Origin of the sequence: Marinomonas atlantica (assembly GCF_001639725.1) — a bacterium.
GTDB classification, from domain to species: domain Bacteria; phylum Pseudomonadota; class Gammaproteobacteria; order Pseudomonadales; family Marinomonadaceae; genus Marinomonas; species Marinomonas atlantica.
On sequence record NZ_LTAW01000006.1, the window covers coordinates 1 to 14563 of the forward strand.

Consider the following 14563-nt stretch of genomic DNA (forward strand, 5'->3'; position numbering starts at 1 on the left):
AAAGGCTATGTAGCTCAGTTGGTTAGAGCACATCACTCATAATGATGGGGTCACTAGTTCGAATCTAGTCATAGCCACCAATATTGATGTATTGGGGTATAGCCAAGCGGTAAGGCAACGGGTTTTGATCTCGTCATGCGTTGGTTCGAATCCAGCTACCCCAGCCATCAAGCACTTCCTAAAACATTCAGCTCTACTGGTTAGAACGACTTCTCGTCCTGATGGGGTATAGCCAAGCGGTAAGGCAACGGGTTTTGATCTCGTCATGCGTTGGTTCGAATCCAGCTACCCCAGCCATCTAAACTTCTCCTATTAAAGATTCAAATTTCTTCACTATTTAATACTCTTCCTTAGCTTTTTTGATTGGCTTCTATATAATTCACAGAAATCTAAATCAAAAAAGGGATTCCTTTCATGAAGAAAGCTCTGATTGCCTCTACATTAATTTTAGCAAGCACTGCTCACGCTGATATTTTGGGTCTAACGGCAGAAGTTGGACAATTTTCACCAGACTTATCATTTGATGGACGTATCAATAATCAATCTGCTAACGTTGATATTGCTGGCGAAGACAACACTTATTACGGCATTGCTTTTGAACATCCAGTACCGCTTATTCCAAATGTACGCTTACAAGGCTCTTCAATGGAAGGCAAAAGCAACAACGTCGACATGAAAATCGACAGTACAGATTACACACTTTATTATGAGTTTTTAGACGGTCTTGCTTGGCTTGACCTTGATGCTGGCATTTCAATCCGCGATATGAACATTGATGCTCGCGTAAACAGCAGTGCCACCTCAGAAAGCGTTGTATTACCAACGGGTTACCTATCGGCTTACTTCACCATCCCAACACTTCCTATTCAAATTGGTGGTGAAATCAAAGCTATTTCTGCTGGTGATTCAAGCATCAGTGATACAACATTTAAAATTAAATACCAATCACCGTTTGTGGTCGGCGTAGAAGGCGGTTACCGCAATGCTAACTTCGATATCAACGAAGGCAGCATCGACTCTGAGATCGAATTTGATGGATTCTTCGTAGGTGTCTTTGCGGATTTCTAAACACTCTTTCTAGCACGTAATGCAAAGACATAAAAAAGCCAGCTTAATTAAGCTGGCTTTTTCGTTTCAAGTAATGCGCACTTTAAAGTGACTCTTTCAATGCCTCAAATGTCATATCGTCCCCAGCCACATCGACTTTTATCAAATCCCCCGCAACAAACTTACCCGCAAGCAATTCATTTGCCAGAGGGTTTTCAATCCATTGTTGAATCGCTCGCTTCAATGGGCGAGCACCGTAAATAGGGTCATACCCGACTTCGGCTAGACGCTCCATCGCAGCGTCACTTAAATTCATCGCCATCCCCATTTCAACTAGACGCTCATTAAGATGCGCTAGCTGGATCTTAGCAATCCCTTTAATTTGCGACTGCATTAATGGGTGGAAGACGACAGTTTCATCAATACGGTTAATGAATTCAGGACGGAAATGCTGCCCCACCACTTCCATTACCTTACTCTTGATGGCTTGGTACTCTTCATTGCCTCGATATTCCTGAATAACATCTGAACCCAAGTTAGAGGTCATCACAATGACCGTATTACGAAAATCGACGGTTCGGCCTTGTCCATCAGTAAGACGTCCATCATCCAAGACCTGCAGAAGAATGCTAAACACATCCGGATGCGCCTTCTCGACTTCATCCAGCAGCAATACTGAATATGGACGACGACGCACTGCTTCTGTTAAGTAGCCGCCCTCTTCATAGCCAACATAACCTGGCGGCGCACCGATCAGACGGGCGACAGAGTGCTTCTCCATAAATTCCGACATATCGACACGCACCATAGCCTGTTCAGTATCGAATAAGAACTTCGCCAACGATTTACACAACTCGGTTTTACCCACACCAGTTGGACCAAGGAACAAGAAAGAACCGTTAGGACGATTAGGATCAGCCAAACCTGAACGAGATCGACGCACAGCATTAGACACTGCGTTAACCGCTTCGTTTTGACCGATAACCGATTCATGTAAGGCATCTTCCATGCGTAACAATTTATCACGCTCGCCTTCTAGCATTTTATCTACTGGAATGCCGGTCCAGCGCGACACGACGGTTGCAATCTCTTCTTCTGTCACACGGTTCTTGAGCAGCTGAGTGACAGCTTCACTCTCTTCTGCAAGGGCCGCTTTTTCGATTTCGGCTTCCAACATCGGAATGACACCATATTGGAGCTCTGACATTTTCGCCAGATTACCTTGGCGACGAGCTTCCTCCATCTCATGACGAACACTTTCAAGCTCTTCTTTTAATTTTTGAGCACCTTGGACTGCTGCCTTTTCTGCATTCCAGATTTCTTCTAAATCTGAGAACTGCTTCTGCAAAGCGTCTATTTCACCTTCAAGCTCCTCAAGGCGTAGCTTAGAAGCCCTGTCTTTTTCTTTCTTCAGCGCTTCTTTTTCAATTTTCAGTTGAATCAAACGTCGCTCAAGTCGGTCCATTTCTTCAGGCTTAGAGTCCATCTCCATCCGAATACGACTGGCTGCTTCATCGATAAGGTCAATGGCTTTATCTGGCAACTGACGGTCTGTTATGTAGCGCTGCGATAGCTTAGCTGCAGCAATGATCGCAGAATCTGTGATATCGACACCATGATGCACCTCATAGCGCTCTTTTAAACCACGTAAAATAGCAATCGAATCAAGTACACTAGGCTCTTCAACCAGCACTTTTTGGAAACGACGTTCTAAGGCAGCATCTTTCTCGATGAATTGGCGATATTCATTAAGTGTCGTTGCACCCACACAGTGCAGCTCACCTCGGGCTAATGCGGGCTTCAGCATATTTCCAGCGTCCATTGAGCCTTCCGATTTACCAGCGCCAACCATCGTGTGAATTTCATCGATAAACAGAATGATTTGACCTTCCTGTTTAGACAGTTCATTCAACACACCTTTTAGGCGCTCTTCAAACTCACCTCGATACTTGGCGCCTGCAATCAAAGCAGCCATATCCAAAGACAACACACGTTTATTCTTTAATCCTTCCGGCACCTCACCATTAATGATTCGCTGAGCCAATCCTTCAACGATAGCAGTTTTACCCACGCCAGGTTCACCAATAAGCACTGGGTTATTTTTCCGGCGACGCTGTAGCACTTGAACTGTACGACGAATTTCATCATCACGGCCAATAACAGGATCCAACTTACCTTCCGCAGCGCGCGCCGTTAAATCTACCGTATATTTATCCAATGACTGCCTATTCTCTTCAGCATTAGGGTCGTTTACCGCATCACCACCACGTACAGAATCCACTACGGAGGCGATATCAGCTTTCGTTACGCCGGTTGCTTTTAATGCTTTCGTTACATCGTCTTTGCCATCAAATATGGCCAGTAGCAGTAACTCAGACGAGATATATTGATCTTTGCGCTTCTGAGCCTCTTTATCCGCTAAGTTTAATAAACGCCCCAGCTCTGGTGACATTTGAACATTGCCATCGTGATTATTCACTTTTGGCATACGCTCTAAAATGGCATTGAGTTCCTCTCGAAACTTGGCAACATTAACACCCGCCTGCTGCAAAATAGGACGCGTTCCACCACCTTGTTGATCCAATAAGGCCATTAATAAATGGGCCGATTCAATATATGAATGGTCGTGTCCTAGCGCCACAGACTGCGCGTCTGAAAGAGCTACTTGTAATTTACTGGTTAATCTATCAATTCGCATATTGACCTCCGAGGAATCGACAACAAAATTTAGCTTCTGATTGCTTTATAGGATCAGTATTTTGCTTTTCAATGGCGCAGTGTCATTTTTTTGACACCTATCATCATTCTTGCCAAATAAGTGAGGCCATTCGCCCTGTAACGCCATCTCTGCGATAGGAATAAAAACGCTCAACATCACTGAAGGTACAAAATTCCCCACCGTATATATTGCAACAGCCCAGACTCGACAAACGCTGCCGAGCAATCGAATACAGATCACCTAACCACTTCCCATCGTGACTACTGGGCTTAAAAGCCAGCTCTGCCTTAGGATCAACAGCCATGAACGCACTGCGAACTTCTGGGCCAACCTCAAATGCATCCGGACCAATAGCAGGACCAAACCAAACCACAACATCTTGAGGATTGGAAAACTTCTTCAGCGTCTCTTCCAACACACCATCGCACAAGCCACGCCAACCTGCATGAGCGGCAGCCACTTGCAATGTATTAGGGTCACAAAACAAAACAGGCAAACAATCTGCTGTTAACACTGCGCAGACGGTATCCGCTTGGTTCGTGTAACACGCATCGGCATTACGATCTTTTTCCGAAGAAGGAAGCTCTAAAACAAAGGTGCTGTGAGTTTGGTTAAGCCATTGAATGTCGCCGGGATAACATGCCAATGTTTTCAGCAAAAGACGATTGCTCATAACGTCTTGCATCACATCACCAACGTGCCCTCCCATATTAAAACTGTCATAAGGCTGCTGACTGACACCACCAATACGAGTAGATACAAACGCTTTGATATTACTCGGCACAGGCCAATTAGGGGTAATGATTGAGTCCATGTTATTTCCACCTAAGAAAAAGGCAGCTAAGCGCTGCCTTTGGAATATTTTTTGATCGGGTTACATGTAGTGGTTCTCACCACCGTTATGCAAATCTGCTTCAAGTACTTCTAAGATTTCAAGCATATCGTCCGGTAAATCTATCTCCCACTCCATCCACTGACCTGTAGCAGGATGAGCCAACTCGAGCTTTTTCGCATGCAAAGCCTGTCGACGAAACCCTCTAAGCGCATCTTGAAGTTCAGGAGAACAGCCCTTTGGCATTTTCAGTCGACCAGCATACTGCGGGTCACCTACCAGCGGATACTGAATGAAAGCCATATGTACACGTATTTGATGCGTACGCCCCGTTTCTAACTTCAAACGGATATGCGTGTGGTTATTGTAGCGTTTAACTAGGCGGTAATGAGTGATCGCCTCTTTTCCATTCACAGGCTCGACCGCCATTTTTTGACGGTTATGTGGATGACGGCCAATCGGTTCATCAACTGCACCACCACCGGTCATAGCGCCAATAGCGATGGCTTCGTATTCACGTCCCATGCTTCGATCTTGCAGCTGAGCAACGAGATCCGTTTGCGCCTGAAGCGTTTTCGCTACTACCATCAAGCCAGTGGTCTCTTTATCAAGACGATGCACAATACCTGCTCGGGGTACAGTGGCTGTTTCCGGAGCATGATGCAAAATAGCATTTAACAATGTCCCGTCATGATGCCCCGCCGCTGGGTGTACAACAATCCCTGCTGGCTTGTTGATGATTAAAATATCATCGTCTTCATAAACGATGTTTAGTGGGATTTCTTGAGCGTTATGTACTACCTGCTCTTCCAATTCCACACTTAATGTGATTTTCTCACCACCAAAGAGTTTCTCTTTTGGCTTAGTCTGTTTACCATCAACCAGAAGTACTCCATCTTTGATCCAACTTTGGATTCTAGAACGTGAGTAATCTGAAAATAATTCGGTAGCAATTTGATCAAATCGCTGTCCTGAGAAATCCAATGCAACTTGGGCTTCTTTTACAATGCGCTCTGCCATACAATAAACTTTCTATGCTCGATGCTGCGTCATCGTGACGCGAAATATGCCAATCGCATAGCAATTTTTCAAAATGCTATGCCTCTTTTACTAGGGTTGTATTATACATGGGATTTAATAAGACATTGTCACGAATTCTGACAATTGCTGGCTTTTACACCGCTTTGACGGCCTGTTCAGCCAATCAACCAACTGTAGAACCTGATTTACCGGAGAAAGAATATTTCCGTCTTGCTCAAGAGGCACTAGATAACAATCTTCCAACGACTGCGGCAGAGCAGCTGAAAGAACTTGAAACGCGCTATCCATTTGGCGAATACTCGATTCCAGCACGTTTAGATTTAATCTATGCTCAGTTTGAAGCGGGGAATTTTGCTGCTGCGCACGCCACTGCAGACCGTTTTATCAAAAACTATCCTGACAATCATGCCATTGATTACGCCTACTATATGCGAGGCCTGTCAACTTACAAAGGTGCCGAAACGTTTTTAGGCCGCTATTTGGACTTAAATCCTGCCGAACGAGATACCACGGAGTTCGACAAAGCGTTTAGTGAGTTTGCAGACTTTTTACGTCGTTATCCATACAGTGAGTTTGCACCGGATGCGAAAGCGCGCATGGTGTATTTGCGTAATCTAATCGCCGAACATGAAGTCTCCATTGCGCATTATTACTTCAAACGCAAAGCGCCGATGTCAGCATTGCGCCGTGCTCAAGAAGTCGTGAAAAGCTACCCTTCTACGCCAGCAGTAGAAGAGGCATTAGCAATCACCATACAAGCCTATATCGACCTTGGGTTGTACAACGAAGCAAAACAGAATTTATCTGTATTAGCTAATAGCTTCTCGGACAGCAAGCATCTAAATGAAGATAATAAGTTCATTCCATTTGAACTACCGCGTGAAGCTGATCCGGATACACTTTACTGGGTAAGTTTAGGATTAATTGAATAATTCCAGATAAGGCACAATCAAAAAAGCCAAGCAAAACTGCTTGGCTTTTTTGGTTCTATGCCAGATCAAACAATCGTGACATTCTCAGCTTGAGGACCTTTCTGGCCTTGAGTAACTTCGAAGGTGACTTTTTGGCCTTCTTGCAAAGTACGGCGACCAGTTCCATTAATTGCACGAAAATGAACGAATACATCTGCACCGCTATCGCGCTCAATAAAACCAAAACCTTTCTCATCGTTGAACCATTTAACGATACCGGATACCAATTGATCTGACATAACAACCTCTTTTACGCTAACTACCACGAAGCGGTAGTTTGTTAAACTTTTTCATCTTGTTATTCACAAGACAATGTTCCTTTGCACTGCCTCAACAGCTTTTTATTAAGGCTATTTTTAAGCAGCACTTCGATAATAAGTTGACTGTGAAGAAATATAAACCCTGAATTCACACAAATAGTGCACACTAAAATCAACCATCACCAACTTCTATACTGACAATATCCTAGCTCTGCTTCTTGATAATTGATTGACAGTAATAACAAAACTTTCAACAACAGGCCGCACCAAAACAAACCAAACAAAAGCACCAGCATATAACACGGCACCAAATAAACGCACTTCAGGCACATTTTTTGCTTAATAAAAAGCCATTAAGGAAAGGACACCTCAAAGCACACCTTCAACGAACCATATGAAGGCAGATAAAAAACAAACAACACCATATTGGTGCAAAAATCTCATTTAGGAGTGCATGTGGAACAGATTAACAGTGCAGTCGAAACATTAGTTTCTAGCTCAAACACCTTATTTATATTACTCGGTGCCATCATGGTTTTTGCCATGCATGCAGGATTTGCATTCTTAGAAGTAGGTACTGTTCGCCACAAAAACCAAGTAAACGCTTTAGTGAAAATCATGACTGATTTTGCGGTTTCTGCTCTCGTTTACTTCTTTATCGGTTACCAAATTGCCTATGGTGTTACCTTCTTTGATAGTGCAGAAGTTTTATCGCAAAACAATGGCTATGAGTTAGTGAAGTTTTTCTTTCTAATGACCTTTGCTGCCGCAATACCCGCGATTATCTCAGGCGGAGTCGCTGAACGTGCCAAATTTTATCCAATGCTTATCTCAGCGGCCTTTATTGTTGGTATCGTTTACCCTTTCTTTGAAGGGATTATCTGGAATGGCAATTACGGTTTCCAAAGCTGGCTAGAAAGCACTTTTGGGGCCGCATTTCATGATTTTGCTGGCTCTATCGTAGTACACGGCGTAGGTGGTTGGGTTGCCTTGGCAGCAGTTATTTTACTTGGCACCCGTAACGGACGTTTTCGCCAAGGCCGATTAGTTGCTTTCGCCCCCTCAAATATCCCATTTCTTGCATTGGGTGCTTGGATTCTATGCATTGGATGGTTTGGTTTTAATGTTATGTCTGCTCAGACCTTAGATGGTGTTAGTGGACTGGTGGCCGTCAATTCATTAATGGCCATGGTTGGTGGCGTTATTACGGCGATGCTTATTGGCAAGAATGACCCAGGCTTTATCCATAACGGCCCATTAGCAGGGCTTGTCGCAGTATGCGCTGGCTCAGATATTATGCATCCAATTGGCGCTTTGATGACCGGAGCTGTGGCTGGTGCACTGTTCACTATTTTGTTTACTTGGATCCAGCAAAAACTTCACTCTGTTGATGACGTTCTTGGGGTATGGCCTCTTCACGGCGTGTGTGGTGCATGGGGAGCAATCGCGGCCGGTATTTTCGGTAGCACGTCTTTCGGTGGCCTTGGCGGTGTAAGTTTTATGGCTCAGCTGGTCGGCACATTTGCAGGTATAACCATCGCTTTAGTTGGAGGCTTCGCAGTATATGGCGCAACAAAAGCCATCTCGGGGCTACGCCTAACCGAAGAGGATGAATTTAATGGCGCTGATTTGAGTATTCATAGAATTGGTTCTACAGGAAAAGAATAACACGTTAGATTGGGGCGCTATAGGCGCCCCAATCTGCATTTGCTACTATGAACACCCCTCAAAACCACTCTATACTTACTATGCATATTTGGCTATTAACACATTCTGAAGAGCTCAAAAAAGCTAATGGCACGGGCCAACTTATCTGTAAACATTTGCCAGATAACTGCACCCTCATCGCATGGCAGCGCAATGAGCCCTCGCAGGTTCTAGCAAGCCTTCCTTATGAGAGCACTCTCGTCATCTACCCCACCGCACTGTCTTTAGATAAAAGTACTGCTTTAAGTGCATCTATTGAAGCGGTAGAACATGTCATTATTTTAGATGGCACATGGCAGCAAGCTCGAAAAATGTATAACCGCACGCCTTACCTACATAACTACTCAACCTATGAGATAACTGGACAAGTTTCTCGTTACGTTCGCCGTAAAAACCAACAAAAAAGCGGCCTCTGCACCGCTGAGACCGCCATTTATTTATTGCAAAAACAAGGGCTAACAGACCAAGCAGGAACCCTTGAGTCAGCTTTTAAAGCTTTTAACACCGTTATTTAAACTACTTTCATCTTAAAGCTTGCAACACCTTCAACCGAAGCCTCAATTTTATCACCGATCACGACAGGGCCAACATTTTCAGGCGTTCCAGTCATTATTAAATCTCCCGGATACAACTCAAACTGCTCAGAAAGCTTAACAATCACTTCAGCAATCCCCCATGTTAGATGGGTCAGGTTACTGCTTTGCTTCACTTCACCATTAACAGATAACTCTATTTTTCCTGCTTCCAATACTGGAGCGTCATCTCGAGGAACTATCGGCGTCATAGGCGCACTGAACTCAAATGCCTTACCGGCTTCCCATGGGCGTCCTTTCTGCTTCGCTAAACTCTGTAAATCACGTCGAGTCATATCTAATCCAACGCTGTAGCCATAAACCGCTGACTGTGCTTCATCTAATGTTAAATTACCACCACCTTGAGACAACGCTACTACCAACTCCACTTCATACTCAAAGCGCTCTGTCGCTTCAGGATAAGGTAAAGGTGTTACATCGTTTAAGGTAACCTGTTGCACACAACTACGATCTTTACAAAAAAAGAAAGGCAAATCTCGATTAGGATCATCACCCATCTCTCGTGCATGAGCCGCATAATTTCGGCCTACACAATACACTCTACGAACAGGAAAAAGCTCTTTTCGACCCACAATAGGTAACGCAACTTCCGCTATAGGAGGGATTACATACAACGACATTTTGATTCCTTCTAAAAGTGCCCACTCTTAATCCACAACAAACTGTCATGGCTAACGGCTAACTGCTCAAAATCCATACAAGGCACTCTGAACCAGCTTAATGCAGGTAAGTTAAATTTTTCATAGGATATCAGTCCGTTGACAACTAAAATTTCGACGGCATCACCCATGTCAGGAAAAAGAGCAGACATATCATCACCCTCACGGGCATAAAGTAGATAGACTCTTTCATTTTGATATTGATGTAAACAGTATGGCTGTGTGTATTCTAAACAGCCTAGTAAATCTGAGTTAATAACAACTTGCTTGCTATCAAGGGGTGAAAATTGGTGTAGCTTTACAAATAAAGTACAACCCTCAGAACTAAAAGGTGCATGACTTGAGCCTGGAGGGTTTCGGAAATATGTACCAGAAGGGTAATGACCTGTTTCATCACTGAACACCCCATCAAGCACTAGAATTTCTTCACCAAGTGGATGAGGGTGGGCTCTAAATACTGAGCCTGGCGCATAACGAACAATGCTAGTCGCATGCCCTCTTTCTGCATCTTCACGCGCTAGAGGCTTTCGTTCGACCCCAAGCATAGGACTTGAGCACCACTCAAGGTCATCAATATTTATTAACACTGGAACAGTAAAATCCATATTCAACATAAGCCATACGCCTGATTAAATAATAGACTAGCTAGTCTAGCGACAGAGTGGCTGACAAGGCAAACTCTAAGCAAAAAAAAGCACTAGATCGAAACCTAATGCTTAAATGCTCCAGTAAGTCTATCGCCGAACGAAAAAGGACATATGGAACCTTGAATGAGCACATTTAACATAAGGCTCCCGATAGGGAGCCTTAGAGTAAACGTAATCTACTATCTAAAAGATATTAGAATAGGTATGTAGCACCTAGAGCTGTGACATCGTCTTCATTTGCGCCATTTTGACCAAGTTCAGCATAAACATACATGTTAGATGCTAAACTGTATGTTGCACCTACACCGTATTCGTTAAAATCACTAGAACCAGCTGCATCAGGATCTACGTTTTGGTAAGTCGCGTATACATCGCCAGAACCATAATTAAAGCGTGCCGCTAGACCAATGATAGAGTTTTGATCTTCTTCTTCTTCCCATTTAGCGCCAACAGAAAGTGCTGGAGTTGCTTGGAAAGTTGCACTTACACCGTACGTTGCAGAGTCAGCATTTGAGCGAGCGGTATTGTTCTCTAGGCTGTCGTAACCAGCGGCGATTGTTAACGCGTCTACAGAGTATTTTGCAACAGCGGTTACAGCAGTGCCATCTTCTACTGAAGCGCCTGCACCTTTAGTTTCTGATTCAGCTTTACCTTTAACCTGTGCAGAAAGTTGAACTTCAAAACCACCCATTGATGGCGAGAAGTAAGCGATTGTGTCGCCTTCACTAGTTAAACCAGCATCAGTAATACCGTAGTATTCAAATTGGTCATAAGTGTCTTGAATAGCGTTGTTGTAGATGCTGTCAAAAGAACCAACTTGTACCTTACCGAAGCCACCTTGAAGACCAACATATGCTTGGTCAAGATTGACATCGATATCGCTAGTTTTTTCATCTGCATCGGCTTCAAGTTCGTACTTGAAGAAGCCAGTTAGATCATCATTGATCGCTGTACTACCTTGGAAGCCAAAAGTAGAGCCGTTATCCGTGATTTCAGAGTCGTTCGCATCAGAATCCGCATACACTAATTGGATGTTACCGTAAACATCAAAATTAACTGTATCTTCAGCAGCAAAAGCAGATACTGATGTCAATGCGGCACTTGAAACTGCGATAGCTACAAGAGTCTTTTTCATAAATCGGTTTCCTTTATGTTGATTCACTTTTATGTACAGCGCTCGAACTATGCAAGCTACTTACCGACACTCTAATATTCATTCACATTTAATCAATACTAAGCACTATACTTGCACCCTCTATTCACTCTACATGCCATTTGCGTTCTTATTCTTAAAATTTGCATACCAACAAAATATTGAATATTAATTTTATTTTTAAAAATCAATAACTTAATTAAATTCAATAAGACATAACATTTTCCATATGTCTTTAACTATCCAATTTAAAGCAAACAATACGACCTTAAAACAAAAGAAATAACTAATAGTGATCAAAGAAATAACAAAAAACACCGAAACATACATGTTTAATGCTAAATATGCGCACCATGAAAGATAACTAAATGGGCGAGTGAACTTATTTAATGCAAATTAAATCAACAAGTTTGTTAGTCTATAGAAAAAATAAGGAGCCAATTAGGTGGATGTAAATTTCTTATATGCTGTTTTACTTGTTGTGACCGGTTTTATAGCAGGCATTATTAACACATTAGCTGGAGGCGGCTCCAATTTGACCATTCCAGCCCTAATGGTAATGGGAATGCCTGCCGACATCGCCAATGCAACTAACCGAGTCGGCGTAATCTTACAGGGTATCGTCGGCGTAAAAGGTTTTCATAAGGCAGGGAAAGTGGAAAGAGGGGATATCGTACCCGTTTTAATTCCAACGCTTTTAGGAGGCTTATTCGGCGCACTGTTAGCATCTTATGCGCCAGAGTCCATTTTAAAGCCGTTACTCCTAACAACAATGATATCCATGACAGTTGTCATGCTTATTAAACCAAGCGTCATTGCCGCACCTGAGGGTACTATCCCTTTTAAAGTGTCAGATAAACCTAGTGCTTGGTTTGCTTTATTTTTTGCTGGTATTTATGGCGGGTTTGTTCAAGCTGGGGTTGGGTTTGTCTTAATCGCCGCTCTTGCAGGAACTCTTAGGTACGACCTAGTTAGAACAAATGCGCTTAAAATGGTATGCACTATTGGTTTTACAGCGCTAGCATTAGCGGTATTTATTTGGAACGACCAAGTTTGGTGGATACCTGGGCTCATACTCGCTTCAGGTACAATGCTTGGTTCTTTCATTGCTGTTCGATTTGCCATCAAAGCAAAAGCCAAACATTTAAAATGGTTTTTATTCTTCATGACAGTTTTAGGAAGCATTGCAGCATACTTCAGCTGATATCCATTTGCTGGGCTGCCTTGTAAACGAAAAAAGGCAGCCTAAGGCTGCCTTCTCAGAAACGATATACTCTAAAATTATAGAGGTTTAACGTTTTGAGCTTCTGGGCCTTTTTTGCCTTGAGCTACTTGAAACTCAACTTTTTGACCTTCAGCAAGCGTTTTGAAGCCAGCAACGTCAATTGCAGAGAAGTGAACAAACACATCTGGGCCTGATTCTTGAGTAATGAAGCCAAAACCTTTAGTTTCGTTGAAAAATTTAACTGTACCAGTAACTGAGTCTGACATGATGTATTCCTGTTTGAAATAAGTTTATTAAAGCCACATTGCTGCAGCCGGTAGTGCTTAAAAAACTCGGTATTACTTATGACAAAACAGGACAAAACCGTATTCGGTCGCAAGCGACACTGTACATAAATAGCGCCAATTATTTAAACACCTTGATTGTAAGATTGTTTTATAAACTTGGTCAACGAAATACGCAGATTTTTTTGTAACAACATCCTCAAGTAATTTACACCAAACTAGGTTAATAATTGAGACAAATCAACAACCTACAAAACACCTATACCATTTCCAGTAAATCAACCTATATTACTAGCTCTATACGCTCCCTAGGAGGGCCTTATGAAAGTCGCTGTCTTCTCTTGCAAGCCTTACGATAAACGCACCTTAGAATCAGCCTCCGAGGCGGCGGCTGATATTGAGTTAATCTACTTTGAAAGCCGCTTGAGCCCTGAAACGGTCTCACTTGCAAAAGACTATGACGCGGTCTCTTGCTTCGTAAATGACGACTTAAGCCGCCCTGTGCTAGAGCGACTAGCAAGCTTTGGAATTACAGCCATCGCCATGCGCTGCGCGGGCTACAATAATGTTGATTTATACTGTGCAAAAGCTTGTGACATCTCTGTCTTTCATGTGCCTGATTACAGCCCTACATCGGTAGCAGAACACGCAGTCGCTTTAATCATGGCCCTGAATAGAAAAACCCATAGAGCCTACCATCGAGTAAAAGAAGGGAACTTTGCATTAGAAGGACTTATGGGGTTTAACCTAGAGGGGAAAACCGTTGGCTGCATTGGCACAGGAAGAATCGGCCAAGCGTTTTGCCGTATTATGAATGGGTTTGGCTGTCGGGTTCTTTGTTATGACTTATTACCCAACGAATCATTAGTATCGCAGGGTGCTGAATACGTTGACCTTGAAACGCTGTACTCCGAAAGTGACATTATCAGCCTACATTGCCCTTTAAATGCCTCTACACATCACTTAATAAATCAGACTTCAATTGAAAAAATGAAAAAAGGCGTGATGATAATTAATACAAGTCGCGGTGCATTAGTTAATGCCCAAGAAGCGATTGATGGACTGTACAGTGGAAAAATTGGCTATTTAGGCCTAGATGTTTATGAGCAGGAAGGCAAAATCTTCTTTGAAGATATGTCTGATCACATTATTTATGACAGTGTTTTTCAGTTACTACTGACCTTTCCAAACGTCGTCGTCACTGGACATCAAGGTTACTTTACCGATATCGCTTTACACCATATCGCCGATACAACACTCGCAAACCTTAAGCAATTGAAAAGCTCACCTAAAGACTATCAACGAGAACTCACCGCAATACATTAAAAACAATACGAAAACTTAATCTTTAGCCCCCCTTTTGTAGATACTGTCGTATCAAGAAAGGGGTTGTACTTTATGAATACAAGCCTACAATTAATCACA

Annotated in this window: 14 protein-coding genes and 3 tRNA genes; 9 read left to right on the top strand and 8 right to left on the bottom strand. The window is 43.0% G+C overall.

Translation table 11 applies throughout. The features are described 5' to 3' along the window. Nucleotides 1-3: 3 nt before the first annotated feature. The 4 genes from AYW75_RS11660 (at nucleotide 4) to AYW75_RS11675 (ending at nucleotide 1068) form a co-directional block, all read left to right on the top strand. A tRNA-Met gene (locus AYW75_RS11660) sits at nucleotides 4-80 on the top strand. 12 nt (nucleotides 81-92) lie between these two features. After that, nucleotides 93-167 (top strand) — tRNA-Gln (locus tag AYW75_RS11665). Nucleotides 168-222: 55 nt separating this feature from the next. After that, nucleotides 223-297, top strand: a tRNA-Gln gene (locus tag AYW75_RS11670). A gap of 117 nt (nucleotides 298-414) precedes the next feature. Continuing rightward, on the top strand, nucleotides 415-1068 hold the full coding sequence (locus AYW75_RS11675) for a TIGR04219 family outer membrane beta-barrel protein (protein ID WP_067099634.1): 654 nt from the start codon (nucleotides 415-417) through the stop codon (nucleotides 1066-1068). Nucleotides 1069-1150: 82 nt separating this feature from the next. On the opposite strand, the gene clpB is transcribed toward AYW75_RS11675, so the two are convergent. The 3 genes from clpB to rluD all read right to left on the bottom strand — a co-directional run bounded on the left by clpB (nucleotide 1151) and on the right by rluD (nucleotide 5618). Further along, nucleotides 1151-3745 carry an ATP-dependent chaperone ClpB gene (clpB, locus tag AYW75_RS11680; RefSeq protein WP_067099636.1) on the bottom strand — a complete coding sequence of 865 codons (2595 nt, stop codon included), beginning with the start codon at nucleotides 3743-3745 and terminating at the stop codon, nucleotides 1151-1153. A gap of 103 nt (nucleotides 3746-3848) precedes the next feature. After that, nucleotides 3849-4580 (bottom strand): peptidoglycan editing factor PgeF, encoded by a 732-nt coding sequence (gene pgeF / locus AYW75_RS11685; protein WP_067099639.1) that lies wholly within the window; start codon nucleotides 4578-4580, stop codon nucleotides 3849-3851. A 60-nt stretch (nucleotides 4581-4640) separates the two neighbouring features. Next, a complete protein-coding gene (gene rluD / locus AYW75_RS11690; RefSeq protein WP_067099641.1) occupies nucleotides 4641-5618 on the bottom strand; it encodes a 23S rRNA pseudouridine(1911/1915/1917) synthase RluD in 978 nt (325 codons plus the stop codon). Between the two features lie 107 nt (nucleotides 5619-5725). On the opposite strand from rluD, the gene AYW75_RS11695 reads away from it, so the two are divergent. After that, nucleotides 5726-6571 (top strand): outer membrane protein assembly factor BamD, encoded by an 846-nt coding sequence (locus AYW75_RS11695; RefSeq protein WP_067099643.1) that lies wholly within the window; start codon nucleotides 5726-5728, stop codon nucleotides 6569-6571. A 65-nt stretch (nucleotides 6572-6636) separates the two neighbouring features. On the opposite strand, the gene AYW75_RS11700 is transcribed toward AYW75_RS11695, so the two are convergent. Further along, nucleotides 6637-6849: a cold-shock protein gene (locus tag AYW75_RS11700; RefSeq protein WP_067099645.1), complete on the bottom strand. Its 213-nt coding sequence runs from the start codon at nucleotides 6847-6849 to the stop codon at nucleotides 6637-6639. Nucleotides 6850-7326: 477 nt separating this feature from the next. Here AYW75_RS11700 and AYW75_RS11705 point away from each other — a divergent pair, with 477 nt between their 5' ends. Continuing rightward, nucleotides 7327-8538 carry an ammonium transporter gene (locus tag AYW75_RS11705; RefSeq protein ID WP_067099647.1) on the top strand — a complete coding sequence of 404 codons (1212 nt, stop codon included), beginning with the start codon at nucleotides 7327-7329 and terminating at the stop codon, nucleotides 8536-8538. A 47-nt stretch (nucleotides 8539-8585) separates the two neighbouring features. Continuing rightward, complete coding sequence (locus AYW75_RS11710) at nucleotides 8586-9092, top strand: DTW domain-containing protein (protein ID WP_067099648.1); 507 nt, start codon at nucleotides 8586-8588, stop codon at nucleotides 9090-9092. Here the strand turns inward: AYW75_RS11710 and AYW75_RS11715 are convergent. The 3 genes from AYW75_RS11715 to AYW75_RS11725 all read right to left on the bottom strand — a co-directional run bounded on the left by AYW75_RS11715 (nucleotide 9089) and on the right by AYW75_RS11725 (nucleotide 11611). Then, the gene (locus tag AYW75_RS11715) at nucleotides 9089-9790 is read right to left on the bottom strand and encodes a fumarylacetoacetate hydrolase family protein (RefSeq protein WP_067099650.1); all 702 of its coding nucleotides are present in this window, start codon (nucleotides 9788-9790) and stop codon (nucleotides 9089-9091) included. The genes AYW75_RS11710 and AYW75_RS11715 overlap by 4 nt on opposite strands. 11 nt (nucleotides 9791-9801) lie before the next feature. Then, the gene (locus tag AYW75_RS11720) at nucleotides 9802-10443 is read right to left on the bottom strand and encodes a cupin domain-containing protein (protein ID WP_067099652.1); all 642 of its coding nucleotides are present in this window, start codon (nucleotides 10441-10443) and stop codon (nucleotides 9802-9804) included. 226 nt (nucleotides 10444-10669) lie between these two features. Continuing rightward, complete coding sequence (locus AYW75_RS11725; protein WP_067099654.1) at nucleotides 10670-11611, bottom strand: porin; 942 nt, start codon at nucleotides 11609-11611, stop codon at nucleotides 10670-10672. Between the two features lie 463 nt (nucleotides 11612-12074). On the opposite strand from AYW75_RS11725, the gene AYW75_RS11730 reads away from it, so the two are divergent. Continuing rightward, nucleotides 12075-12833, top strand: a complete 759-nt coding sequence (locus AYW75_RS11730) for a sulfite exporter TauE/SafE family protein (protein ID WP_067099656.1) — start codon at nucleotides 12075-12077, stop codon at nucleotides 12831-12833. Nucleotides 12834-12910: 77 nt separating this feature from the next. Here the strand turns inward: AYW75_RS11730 and AYW75_RS11735 are convergent, their stop codons facing one another. Then, nucleotides 12911-13120: a cold-shock protein gene (locus tag AYW75_RS11735; RefSeq protein WP_067030652.1), complete on the bottom strand. Its 210-nt coding sequence runs from the start codon at nucleotides 13118-13120 to the stop codon at nucleotides 12911-12913. Nucleotides 13121-13459: 339 nt separating this feature from the next. Between AYW75_RS11735 and AYW75_RS11740 the strand changes: the two genes are divergently transcribed. Continuing rightward, the gene (locus tag AYW75_RS11740; protein ID WP_067099658.1) at nucleotides 13460-14464 is read left to right on the top strand and encodes a 2-hydroxyacid dehydrogenase; all 1005 of its coding nucleotides are present in this window, start codon (nucleotides 13460-13462) and stop codon (nucleotides 14462-14464) included. Nucleotides 14465-14563 lie beyond the last annotated feature (99 nt).

Coding starts and splice junctions, on each gene's coding strand:
- AYW75_RS11675 (WP_067099634.1), top strand. CDS start 415: ATGAAGAAAGCTCTGATTGCCTCTACATTAATTTTAGCAAGCACTGCT.
- clpB (WP_067099636.1), bottom strand. CDS start 3,745: ATGCGAATTGATAGATTAACCAGTAAATTACAAGTAGCTCTTTCAGAC.
- pgeF (WP_067099639.1), bottom strand. CDS start 4,580: ATGGACTCAATCATTACCCCTAATTGGCCTGTGCCGAGTAATATCAAA.
- rluD (WP_067099641.1), bottom strand. CDS start 5,618: ATGGCAGAGCGCATTGTAAAAGAAGCCCAAGTTGCATTGGATTTCTCA.
- AYW75_RS11695 (WP_067099643.1), top strand. CDS start 5,726: ATGGGATTTAATAAGACATTGTCACGAATTCTGACAATTGCTGGCTTT.
- AYW75_RS11700 (WP_067099645.1), bottom strand. CDS start 6,849: ATGTCAGATCAATTGGTATCCGGTATCGTTAAATGGTTCAACGATGAG.
- AYW75_RS11710 (WP_067099648.1), top strand. CDS start 8,586: ATGAACACCCCTCAAAACCACTCTATACTTACTATGCATATTTGGCTA.
- AYW75_RS11715 (WP_067099650.1), bottom strand. CDS start 9,790: ATGTCGTTGTATGTAATCCCTCCTATAGCGGAAGTTGCGTTACCTATT.
- AYW75_RS11720 (WP_067099652.1), bottom strand. CDS start 10,443: ATGTTGAATATGGATTTTACTGTTCCAGTGTTAATAAATATTGATGAC.
- AYW75_RS11725 (WP_067099654.1), bottom strand. CDS start 11,611: ATGAAAAAGACTCTTGTAGCTATCGCAGTTTCAAGTGCCGCATTGACA.
- AYW75_RS11735 (WP_067030652.1), bottom strand. CDS start 13,120: ATGTCAGACTCAGTTACTGGTACAGTTAAATTTTTCAACGAAACTAAA.
- AYW75_RS11740 (WP_067099658.1), top strand. CDS start 13,460: ATGAAAGTCGCTGTCTTCTCTTGCAAGCCTTACGATAAACGCACCTTA.